The sequence below is a fragment of the Zhihengliuella halotolerans genome, from assembly GCF_004217565.1.
Taxonomy (GTDB): Bacteria; Actinomycetota; Actinomycetes; order Actinomycetales; family Micrococcaceae; genus Zhihengliuella; species Zhihengliuella halotolerans.
In genome coordinates, this window is the sequence record NZ_SHLA01000001.1 from 1,470,033 (window position 1) to 1,479,265 (window position 9,233).

At 66.7% G+C, this 9,233-nt stretch carries 16 protein-coding genes; 4 read left to right on the plus strand and 12 right to left on the minus strand.

The window, feature by feature from the left end; translation table 11 throughout:
• Nucleotides 1-27 precede the first annotated feature (27 nt).
• The 12 genes from EV380_RS06635 to EV380_RS16745 form a co-directional block, all read right to left on the minus strand.
• On the minus strand, nt 28-324 hold the full coding sequence (locus EV380_RS06635; RefSeq protein ID WP_130450198.1) for a hypothetical protein: 297 nt from the start codon (nt 322-324) through the stop codon (nt 28-30).
• On the minus strand, nt 321-788 hold the full coding sequence (locus EV380_RS06640; RefSeq protein WP_130450200.1) for a hypothetical protein: 468 nt from the start codon (nt 786-788) through the stop codon (nt 321-323). Before EV380_RS06640 ends, EV380_RS06635 begins: the two co-directional genes overlap by 4 nt.
• Nucleotides 785-1,183, minus strand: a complete 399-nt coding sequence (locus EV380_RS06645; protein WP_130450202.1) for a hypothetical protein — start codon at nt 1,181-1,183, stop codon at nt 785-787. Before EV380_RS06645 ends, EV380_RS06640 begins: the two co-directional genes overlap by 4 nt.
• Before the next feature lie 164 nt (nt 1,184-1,347).
• Nucleotides 1,348-1,620 carry a hypothetical protein gene (locus EV380_RS06650; RefSeq protein ID WP_130450204.1) on the minus strand — a complete coding sequence of 91 codons (273 nt, stop codon included), beginning with the start codon at nt 1,618-1,620 and terminating at the stop codon, nt 1,348-1,350.
• Nucleotides 1,617-1,955, minus strand: coding sequence for a WhiB family transcriptional regulator (locus EV380_RS17025; RefSeq protein ID WP_130450206.1), 339 nt, complete (start codon nt 1,953-1,955; stop codon nt 1,617-1,619). The genes EV380_RS06650 and EV380_RS17025 overlap by 4 nt, the downstream gene beginning before the upstream one ends.
• Complete coding sequence (locus EV380_RS06660; RefSeq protein WP_165391901.1) at nt 1,942-3,351, minus strand: ParB/RepB/Spo0J family partition protein; 1,410 nt, start codon at nt 3,349-3,351, stop codon at nt 1,942-1,944. Before EV380_RS06660 ends, EV380_RS17025 begins: the two co-directional genes overlap by 14 nt.
• The gene (locus EV380_RS16575) at nt 3,338-3,799 is read right to left on the minus strand and encodes a hypothetical protein (RefSeq protein WP_165391902.1); all 462 of its coding nucleotides are present in this window, start codon (nt 3,797-3,799) and stop codon (nt 3,338-3,340) included. Before EV380_RS16575 ends, EV380_RS06660 begins: the two co-directional genes overlap by 14 nt.
• On the minus strand, nt 3,796-3,987 hold the full coding sequence (locus EV380_RS06665) for a hypothetical protein (RefSeq protein WP_130450210.1): 192 nt from the start codon (nt 3,985-3,987) through the stop codon (nt 3,796-3,798). The genes EV380_RS16575 and EV380_RS06665 overlap by 4 nt, the downstream gene beginning before the upstream one ends.
• Complete coding sequence (locus EV380_RS06670) at nt 3,984-4,310, minus strand: hypothetical protein (protein WP_130450213.1); 327 nt, start codon at nt 4,308-4,310, stop codon at nt 3,984-3,986. Before EV380_RS06670 ends, EV380_RS06665 begins: the two co-directional genes overlap by 4 nt.
• Entirely contained in the window at nt 4,307-4,816 is a 510-nt protein-coding gene (locus tag EV380_RS06675; RefSeq protein WP_130450215.1) for a hypothetical protein, read from the minus strand. The genes EV380_RS06670 and EV380_RS06675 overlap by 4 nt, the downstream gene beginning before the upstream one ends.
• Complete coding sequence (locus tag EV380_RS16580) at nt 4,816-4,977, minus strand: hypothetical protein (RefSeq protein WP_165391903.1); 162 nt, start codon at nt 4,975-4,977, stop codon at nt 4,816-4,818. The genes EV380_RS06675 and EV380_RS16580 overlap by 1 nt, the downstream gene beginning before the upstream one ends.
• 78 nt (nt 4,978-5,055) lie before the next feature.
• Nucleotides 5,056-5,268 carry a helix-turn-helix domain-containing protein gene (locus EV380_RS16745; RefSeq protein WP_207219347.1) on the minus strand — a complete coding sequence of 71 codons (213 nt, stop codon included), beginning with the start codon at nt 5,266-5,268 and terminating at the stop codon, nt 5,056-5,058.
• 274 nt (nt 5,269-5,542) lie between these two features.
• Here EV380_RS16745 and EV380_RS06680 point away from each other — a divergent pair, with 274 nt between their 5' ends.
• The 4 genes from EV380_RS06680 to EV380_RS06695 are packed head-to-tail and all read left to right on the plus strand — an operon-like array spanning nt 5,543 to nt 9,231.
• Nucleotides 5,543-6,172 carry a hypothetical protein gene (locus EV380_RS06680; protein ID WP_130450217.1) on the plus strand — a complete coding sequence of 210 codons (630 nt, stop codon included), beginning with the start codon at nt 5,543-5,545 and terminating at the stop codon, nt 6,170-6,172.
• Nucleotides 6,173-6,195: 23 nt separating this feature from the next.
• Nucleotides 6,196-6,726 carry a DUF6932 family protein gene (locus tag EV380_RS06685; protein ID WP_130450219.1) on the plus strand — a complete coding sequence of 177 codons (531 nt, stop codon included), beginning with the start codon at nt 6,196-6,198 and terminating at the stop codon, nt 6,724-6,726.
• Entirely contained in the window at nt 6,719-7,747 is a 1,029-nt protein-coding gene (locus tag EV380_RS06690) for a hypothetical protein (protein ID WP_130450221.1), read from the plus strand. Before EV380_RS06685 ends, EV380_RS06690 begins: the two co-directional genes overlap by 8 nt.
• Before the next feature lie 26 nt (nt 7,748-7,773).
• Nucleotides 7,774-9,231: a recombinase family protein gene (locus EV380_RS06695; RefSeq protein ID WP_130450223.1), complete on the plus strand. Its 1,458-nt coding sequence runs from the start codon at nt 7,774-7,776 to the stop codon at nt 9,229-9,231.
• The last annotated feature ends 2 nt before the right edge of the window (nt 9,232-9,233 follow it).

Here is a 9,233-nt window from a genome sequence, read left to right on the forward strand (position 1 = left end):
GGCACTTCCACGGGTCGTCGTCGGCGCTCATCCGCGCGGCCCCGCCGCCGCGCGCAGGTGGCGCATCAGGAGATTGATCTCCCGCTCCATCCAGTCCCGGACCGCCGGCGCGGCGCCGACCTTCCCCAGCCACTTCTTGAGGACGGTCAGCTCGAGCCAGGGCGACGCGGCGTCGACGGCCGCCCGACCGGCGAGCGCGAGCTCTGCTTGGGTGCTGACAGAGAGCCGGTTCCAGTCGTGGCCGAGTGCCCGGGCGATGGCCTGACCGGCGGCCTCGTTGGCCTCCTGCAGGTAATGGTCACGCTGGGTGACTCTGGTGCTCACAGCGCATCACCGCCACGGTGCAGGACCACTGTGCTCCCGAGTCGGAGGTCGGCGGCCTCGACCCGAGGGACGCTGATGCCGACAAACAACTCGTCATCAGCGATGTCGTACTCGTCCGCGCCGATGCTGAGAAGGCTCACCCGCCCCTTCGTCGGCTTCGGCGCCAGGCGGGCTTTTCGGGCACGCTCGCGGTTCTTGGCGGCCTTGCGCTGCTGGCCGACGGTGCGGCCGGCGAGGTGCTCGGCGGTCGCCTGGCTGATCGCGATCTCTCTGAGGGGGCTGTCGTCTTCGTCGAGGACGTCCACGAAGTAGTGCCGATCGGCTTCGGAGTCGTGCGGCTCCGGACGGATGCCCGACATAGCGGCTTGGCACTCCTCTGCCGCCTGGAACAGGACGCCGTCGAGGGCCCAGAACACGCCTTCGGCGTGGTTGGCTTCGATGATCTGCAGGGCGATGGCGCTCATAGCCCCACCACCAGGAATGGCGTCCAGCCGGCGACGGGATCCTTGCTGACCGACTCGTCCGGCCAAAGCTCTTCGTCCTTCACTGCTGGGTCGGCCCAGTATGCGACGGCGTCGCCGACGATCTCGTCGAGGTCCTCTGGCACCTCAACGCCTGCGACGTCCGTGTAGAACGTGCGCGCCGCCTCCAGCGCAGCAGTGCGGTCGTGCGTACCGAAGATGACGAAGTCCGGGACTTCGGTTTCCCACACTTCGATCTTGGGCGCCGCATCCTCGGCGTGAGTCTGGCAGCAGGCGCAGGCGACGACCACGTCGGCCTGCTCGTCGAGCGCCTGCCCGGCGCACCCCTGGTGCTTGCCGTCCCGGCAGTCCGGTCCGATCGGCTGTCTTCTCGTCACGGTGTACTCCTTCGGTGGTTGGTCTTCTTCTGAGGGGCCCGTCCCGGATTCGAACCGAGTGCCGCCCGGCCGAACAATCAGCAGTTGGGGGAAGACTGATCGTGTGGCTGGCGTGGCTTGCCTATACGGGCCGTGGTGCCCCGGCCGACGGCCGGGGCGGTGGTTTACGGTCGTCGGCGCCGCGCGACCGGGACTCGCATCCGGAGCGCGTACGGGCACCCGGCGAACTCGGGGGCCGCAGCCGTCCAAGGGTGCCGGGAGGTCTCGACGACGACAGCCTCGGGCGGGGCCTGCGGGACCAGTCCGGCCTCGTCCAGTGCGACGACGAGCGCCGGCATCCCCTCCTGGAGGAGCGGTGGCAACTCGCCCAACGCCGGAGGTGTCCGGCGGTCCTCACCCGTGATCGGCCACAACATCTCGTACACGTCCGCGGTCATGACGCCTTCCGCTCGGCTGCACGCCTTCGCCGATGGATGTTCGCCCGCTCCTCCGGAGTCTTCCCGCCGAACATTCCCGCCCGGTTCGATGCGGCCCCACGCTCGCCTGCGAGAGCATGCTCGAGGCACGCCTCACGGACTGGACACGATTCACAGCGGCGCCGGGCCATGTCGTACCGGTTCGGATCCCAGTTCGAACCCGGGAAAAACATCTCGTCCGCCAGGTCCGGGTCCATGCCCGCGCACGCCGCGTCCCGGAGCATTTCGGGTACCTCGAGCATCGAGGACGCCTGCGCCTGAACGCTCGGGGCTGCTTGGGAACTACGCGGCGTCATCGTCCGCCGCCTCGTCCTCGCCTCCGTCGGCGTCGCTCGCGGGCTCGGTCTCCGGCTCCCGCACGCCCATCGCCTGCTGTTCGACCGAGTCCCACTCGTGCCCGAACCAGGCCGCCACGTTCTCCTGCCAAATGCGGCGCATGTGCGCACGCTCGCCCCGGATCTGCCAACCCTCCGGCTTCGCCAGCGGCTTCTCGGCGGCGTCCCAGTACTCACCGAGCGTCGCGAGCCGGACGAGCTGCTGCCACGAGAACTTCTGGATCTTCTTCTCCAGTCGGTCACGCCACGCGTTCCACTCCTTCGCGTGCCCGTAGTAGTCACCTTCGAACCCCTTCGGGATCCCCGTGACCTCGACGAGGATCTCGTCCGGCACCGAATAGACCTCGCGCTCGAGCAGCCGACGCAGCATGTCCAAGTCCGCCGGATAGCCGCCGGCCTGCCGATCCTGGACACGGTCGATGTAGTGGCGGTGTCTCACCTCCGCCGAGACCGGGAGCTGCCCACGCAGCGCCCGCAGCAGCTCCTTGCGAGCCTTCTCCGCCTCCGTCAGGGCGACCTTCGGTGTCGACGTCGGCGCGAACCATTTTGTCTCCACCTCGCCGCCTTCGAGCCCGGCGTCGTGAACCAAGAACTTGTGACCGGCTGCTGCGTGCTCCTCGTCCGAGAGCTCGTCCGTCACCTGCTTGTGCCTGCCGTCGTAGGCGATGTCGTACTTTCCCTGCTTCGCGCCGACCGCCTCGAGCTGCTGCACTTCACGTCGCTTAGCGACCGTCCCGCGTGCGGACCCGATCAGGCGGATCATGCCGTCCCGATCCAGAGCCCACCGGGCACCACCCAAGGACTCGTGCACCTGGGCCGTGACCTCGGGATCGCCGGCGTCCTCGACCTTCTGCAGCTCGATCAGCGCATCGATCGACAACTGCCCCGTCGCGTACTTCTTCTGAATGTCCTCCGGCGCCTTCGTCACCCGGGCCTTCGCCAACACTGCCGATCGCGGCTGCTTGAACTTCTTGCCGATCGTGGACTCACTGCGGCCGAGGTCCAGCATCGTCTGGAACGCCTGCGCTTCCTCAGCGACAGTCAGGAGCTTGTGATTCCGACCGGTCGTCATCATGACGTCGAGATCGCCGAGCTCGTGCGTCTGCGGCTCGTCGACGACGACGCACGGCACCTCCGACAAGTTGGCGCGGATCGCGGCTAGGCGCCGGCGGTGCCCATCCTGCAAGCGGTAGTCGCCGTCCACGTCCGGGTCCGGGTAGACACGGAGCGGGTTCTGCACGCCCATCGTCTTGATATCGCCGGCCAGGCGCTCGATGTGGTCATCGTCCGCGACCGTCCTGATGTTCGCCGCGTTCGGTCGGATCTTCTCGATCTGGATGGTCTCAAGCTTCATCATGGGATTCCCCCTTGTCGTTCGTTCTGGTGTGCTCGCGGGTCCGCTCGTGCGCGGCCGCCTGCTCGTACGTGTGCGCCTCGACCAGCGACGTGAACGCCGCCGCGATGACGGCGGCGACCTCCATCGCCGGCGCCCCATCCGCCAGTCCTGCCCGGGCCTTCTCGATCTGCGCCTCGGCCGCGAGGCGCATATCCGCCGCCGCCTGCCCGGCGAGGTCTTGCCGCTCGAGCAGCGCCGCCAACTCTGAATCCGCGACGTCCACATGCCGAGTAAGCGCGGAGTCGATGTCCGCCGTGGCCACGAGTGCCCGTGTCACGGCGTCCTGCAGCGGGCTCACGTTGCCGAGGAACTCCGCCTCGGTCACCGGCACCCGCAAAAGCCGAACCGTCTCCGACTGCGATTTCAGGTCGTCCTCCATCATTCGGAGTCGCTTCGCTAGATCACTCATTCGTTCTTGCTCCCGTCGTCGAGGACCGCGCCAAGTGCGGCGGCCAGCATCAGGCCGGCCGCGAGCACCGTCGCGCCGTTCATCAGGTGGAAAGTCATCAGGTAGATCGCGCCGAGAGTTACCACCAGCGGCGCCCAGACCAGGGCGCGGCGCCGGTGGGCCGCGACTGCGGGGGCTGGCCGCATCATCGGGCACCACCGGCCTCGAACAGAGACGGCGCATCCGCGGCCGCCGGCGGCTCCGGGTTCAGCCCGAACCACGCACACGGCTCGTCCTGGCCCGCGAGCGTGATCGTCGCCCCTCGCGGCTGACGCAGCGTCGTCACGTCCACGTGGACCCGCTTCCCCGGCCAGAGGCCCAGCGCCGCGGCCTCGACCAGCTTGCGGAGGTGCTGGTCATCGCGGAAGCCAACGGAGATCCACGTCTGCCGGTACTTGTGGCCCTGGGCGTCTGCCAGGCGCAGCTTCAGCCAGAGCGTCGCGTACGTCTTGTACGGGCGGCGGGCCATCACGCGACCGCCTTCCACCGTGCCGACAGCACAGCGCCGATCGGCGGCTGCCCCATCTCGGCCAGGGCGTCGTCCACGCGCAGCTCGTCGGCCACGGCCAGGACCAAGGCCTCGGGCCCCTTCAGCGCGACCTGCCGACACCAGACCGGCGCCGCCTCCTCGAGTTGGCGGTGCCGCAGCGAGATCCGGGCCCGGAGGATCCGCGTCTCAGCGGCCTTCCGGTACGTGGCCGCGAGCATCGGCTGACGAGTGGCCTCAGCACGATCCGCCCGGGCAAGCAGCGCGGTCGCCTGCGCGACGTAGTCCACGACATGGTCCGCCACCGGCGCCGCGTCACGCTCCCGCCGGGCGGCTGCCTCGGCCTCGACCCGCTTCTGGCACTCGCGTTCGTGGGCGTCGACCTCGTCGCACCAGTCGTAGTAGTCGGTCAGGTCGTCCACCTCGGCGTCGGTCGTGCCAAAGATCCCCGTCGCGTAGTCGCAGTGCTCGCATCTGAACTCGACACGCATCAGGCTGCCTCCTGGTTCGTCTTGGCCGCGGCGATCGCTTCGGCCGCCGCGCTCGTGGACAGCCAGGCCGCGTACACGCCGGCCGCCGAGCGGATGCAGTCCTCCCGCGTCATGACAGCACCAACCATCGCGGCCGGCTCCTTGTTCTGTAGACTTGGCATTGATTTCCCTTCCGAAATCACGCCTCCAGCCGTTGCACCGGCTGGGGGCATTTTCATTTGCAAACGGCGAGCGCCGCGCTACCCGGCACGCTTGACGTTCTCACTCGTGTTGCTTGATATTTCGGGCACAAAGTAGACATCCAGGGGGACGTCGAGTGCCTCGCAGATGAGTTCCGCAGTGCGCCCCTTATTGAGGGACTGGGTGCGTCCGCAGAGCAGGTTGTCAATCGTTCCCGGTGCGCATTCGGCGTACTTTGCCAGTCGTCGATTGGACCAGCCTTTCCGTTCCATTCGAGCCTCAAGTGAGTCTCGCGCTACGAGGCGCATTCGCATTCCAGTTGGCCACCTCCTTCGCTGAGTCCGGGTCATGGTCCGTGCTTGCTGGTTCATCTAATCCCCCTTAGGCGGTATTCGTCAAGTGCTGCTAGATAGAACGTAAACCATTGTTAGGCAACTTGGCAAGGCGTTGACGGCGGATTGCGCGGGATGACTGTGCGGCACGAGGATTTTCCGAAACTTCTTGTTAGGCAAATTCGCCGGTGTCGTTCGCCTGCACCCTTAGGCAGTGCCTAAGATCGTTGAATGGACACGCATGGAACCATCCAGCGACGCTAGGGACGTGATGACCGAACGAACGCTCGCAGACCTCATCGAGGCCGCCCGTCAGCGCGACACCAAGCCGCTGTCGTACGACTCGCTCTCGAAGCTGTGCGGCGGCAAGCCAAGCCCGCAACGCCTCAACCAGTACGCCACTGGAGTCCTCAAGAACTTCCCGGACCCCGATTCGCTCCGCGGTCTCTCACGCGGAACAGGCCACTCGATCGAGACGCTGCTTCGAGCTGCCGCACGTTCGCTCGGACTCACCGTTGGCGACGACAATGACAGCGCGATCATCGTCGCCGGCGCGTCAGAGCTCCCGGACTCGGCCCGCGATGCGGTCAAGTCGGTCGTCCAGGAGCTGGTCCAGCTAGCCAGCGAGGCACGCCATGCAAAAGACCCACGGACAGAAGAACCTCCACACGACCAACAGGCGGCGGTGGGTAGCAACCACGCTGGCCAGGAACAGAAGACGGGTCCACTAATGGATCCGACATGGCAGGAGTACCGGGAGACGAAGACGACCTCTGCCGCAGATGACGCCGAGGCGATCATCCGTCAATCGAGGAAGGACCAGGAGCGGAGGCCAGCCGAGTAATGCCGGTAACTGTTGGGGGGCCAATGCCGGATCTGGTCATGGGTGCCGACGGGCGACGCGTGCCACCTGTGGGCGTGCACGTCGTCGGCATGTCAGCCGTGATCGCACACCTCGTTACGAATCGGCCAGACGAGAACCATCGCGCGCAACTCGCCAAGGACCTTCTCGACTACGTCAAGCTCATGCGAGATCTCGGACTGCATGTCGAGCGAGTCCTCGTTGACGGCAGCTTCACATCTGACAAGATGTACCCGCGAGACATCGACTGCTCTCCCATCGTGGACGGAAGCCTCTCCAAACCCATCCCCGAGATCCTCAACACCGTGACGTCCTGCTGGGTCTCACCTCGAGACCGCTACAAGACAACGCCTGTCCCCTGGCTTGAACGCACAGTAGGCTTGGACGTCTACGGATTCGTGCAGATCCCCACATCCCATCCGAACCACAATCTCGGCCTCGAAGCCGAGCGCTACTGGAAGAACTGGTGGCAGCTCGAGCGCCAAGGGGCCGGGACGCCCTCGAAAGGTTGCCTGGAGGTGATCATCGATGAGTAGCTACGGAACCGGACTCGCCGGATTCCTTCGCGATGTCGAAGACGTCCTCGAGCAGTACCGGCCGAGCGCCGATGACGACTGGATGACCCAAGCCAACCGGACCAGCCTCGAAGCACTCCGTGACGAGGTCCAAGGGGCCACGCTCGAAGTGCAAAAAGGCTTCCGCGCGCACTTCGAACACGGCGCGATTCAGGGCCATGCGGGCCCCGCGAACCAGATACTCAAAGCCATGGTGGCGTTGAACGACGCTGTCGTCGCTCTCGTCAACCGCAATCTGGCGGAGCCGTACAAGACGATCACCGACAACATCCGCGAGAAGCTCGGCCTCTGGGTTGTGCCCGCCACCGCGGGCTCCGTCGTGATGGAACTCGTCTGCCCGCCCGCCACTGCCGTCGAAGAACGCGAGCCCTCCCACCGCCCGATAGACGGGCAGACGGCGCACCCGATCATCGACGACCAGACCCCCGCGCCGACGGCTTCCACGATCGACGAGGTCCTCTCCGTCCTTCGCGCGACCGTCGACCATGAGCCGGGCGACGACCTCGAACTCGAGAACGCCCTCGTCGACATCGGATACCAGGCCACCGCAGCCATGCGCCGGTTCGCCGAACGGTGCATCGAACTCGGGGCGACCATCGAAATCAGCGATCGCACCCCGACGTCAACACCCGTCACGGTCCGCACACAAGACGCCCAGTACCTGAAGAGCACGATCAAGACACTGGGCCTTGAAGAGGAACCACTCATCGTCGAAGGCGAGTGGGTGACGGGCAGTGATGTCCGCGACGTGTTCGACCTCAGGAAAGCCGACGGGACGTACATCAAGGGCCGCTTGCCGAAGCAACTGATCATGGACTCTGCCGCCGCATACAAGAAGTTCGTGCAGGCTGAAATCCAGATCATCCACCGCGGTGGAGTCCAAGGACAGCAACAGCACGTCCTGCAGAAGATCACGGTCCTCGCCGACACCGTACCCGCCGACTTCTTCGACGCGCCGAGCGAGCCTCCCGCCGATTCATAAGTCAGCCCACGCCACCGGAGTCCAACGTGACCACCCCGCAACAGAACAAGCGCCAGAAGCCGCGTGCGGTCCTCTACCTGCGTCAATCCACCTTCCGTGAGGAATCAATCAGCCTCGAGCTCCAAGAGACCGCAGGGCGCGATTACGCCGCGAAGAGCGGCTACGAGGTCGTCGGCGTGGAATCCGACCCCGGCATCAGCGGTCGCACCTGGAACCGGCCGGCCGTCCAGCGCGTCATGTCGATGGTCGCGGACGGGACCGTCGACGTCATCGTCCTCTGGAAGTGGTCGCGCCTCTCCCGATCGCGTCTTGACTGGGCAGTGGCCGCCGACAAGGTCGAGACCGCCGGCGGCCGCATCGAGTCCGCCACCGAGCCCCTCGACGTCTCCACTTCGACCGGCCGGCTCGCCCGCGGCATGTTGACCGAGTTCGCGGCCTTCGAGTCCGAGCGAATCGGCGACGTCTGGAAAGAAGCCCACGAGCGCCGCGTCCGCTCCGGCCGGCCCGCCAACGGAAAGCCGCGCTTCGGCTACCAGTACACCAAGGAGGACGGTTTCATCCCCGACCCCGTCACCGGCCCCGTCCTTGCGGAGATGTACGCCCGCTACAACGCCGGTCAGTCCGTCTACAGCCTCGTCGCCTGGGCCAACGAGGGCCCCACCCGCCCGGCCACCGGGTACGGCGTCAGCGCCGACGGCCTCTGGTCCGCACGCACCATCCGCCGCATGCTCGACACCGGCTTCGGCGCCGGCTACTTCACCCGTCACGGCGAGCGCGTGAAGGGCGTGCATGAGCCGGTGATCAGCGAGGAGATGTTCCAGGAGTATCTGGCACGGCGTGAGACGCGTCGGACGCGTCGGCGTGGTGAGAAGTCCCCGTACCTGCTGTCGGGGTTGATCCGGTGCGAGTGCGGGTCGACGATGCACGCGGGCCTCTTCGGGTCGGCACGCAAGCCGAAGTACCGGTGCAAGGCAGCGGCGGAGAAGCGATCACACTCGGGCGGGTACGTCACGGCTCCCGTAGTCGAGGTGGCCGTCCTGGGCTGGCTGCAGGAGGTGCAGGCGGAGATCACCACGGCGGCCGGCACGGTCAAGCGCCCGACCCGGACGGCGAGCGCGGGGCCGAGTGAGGCGGTGTTGGCGCGGCGGATGATCAAGCTGGAGAACCGGCTCGACAACCTCACGACGCGGTACATGGACGACGAGGTGTCGCGTGAGGTGTACGAGCGGTTGAAGGCGAGCACGGATGCGGAGTTCAAGGAGGCCGAGACGGCGCTGCGGGCTGTGCGGGTCACCGTCTCCCGGCCAGCGGAGCAGCTGGTCCCGGATCTGCTGCGGGATTGGGACGTGCTGCCGGTAGAGGTGCGGCGGGACATGCTCTCACGACTGATCCATCCAGTGCTGGTGCGGCCAGGCAGGCCCGTCGCCGAAGTGCTGGTGGCCGGGCTGTGGGAGGAGCCGCCGGCCTTCGGCGAGCGCGGGTGAGA

Excerpts from the sequence above, each read along its gene's own strand:
- EV380_RS06665 (WP_130450210.1), bottom strand. The coding sequence starts at position 3,987 with ATGATGCGGCCAGCCCCCGCAGTCGCGGCCCACCGGCGCCGCGCCCTG.
- EV380_RS06650 (WP_130450204.1), bottom strand. The coding sequence starts at position 1,620 with ATGACCGCGGACGTGTACGAGATGTTGTGGCCGATCACGGGTGAGGAC.
- EV380_RS06640 (WP_130450200.1), bottom strand. The coding sequence starts at position 788 with ATGAGCGCCATCGCCCTGCAGATCATCGAAGCCAACCACGCCGAAGGC.
- EV380_RS16575 (WP_165391902.1), bottom strand. The coding sequence starts at position 3,799 with ATGAGTGATCTAGCGAAGCGACTCCGAATGATGGAGGACGACCTGAAA.
- EV380_RS06660 (WP_165391901.1), bottom strand. The coding sequence starts at position 3,351 with ATGATGAAGCTTGAGACCATCCAGATCGAGAAGATCCGACCGAACGCG.
- EV380_RS16580 (WP_165391903.1), bottom strand. The coding sequence starts at position 4,977 with ATGCCAAGTCTACAGAACAAGGAGCCGGCCGCGATGGTTGGTGCTGTC.
- EV380_RS06690 (WP_130450221.1), top strand. The coding sequence starts at position 6,719 with ATGAGTAGCTACGGAACCGGACTCGCCGGATTCCTTCGCGATGTCGAA.
- EV380_RS06685 (WP_130450219.1), top strand. The coding sequence starts at position 6,196 with ATGCCGGATCTGGTCATGGGTGCCGACGGGCGACGCGTGCCACCTGTG.
- EV380_RS17025 (WP_130450206.1), bottom strand. The coding sequence starts at position 1,955 with ATGACGCCGCGTAGTTCCCAAGCAGCCCCGAGCGTTCAGGCGCAGGCG.
- EV380_RS06675 (WP_130450215.1), bottom strand. The coding sequence starts at position 4,816 with ATGCGTGTCGAGTTCAGATGCGAGCACTGCGACTACGCGACGGGGATC.
- EV380_RS16745 (WP_207219347.1), bottom strand. The coding sequence starts at position 5,268 with ATGGAACGGAAAGGCTGGTCCAATCGACGACTGGCAAAGTACGCCGAA.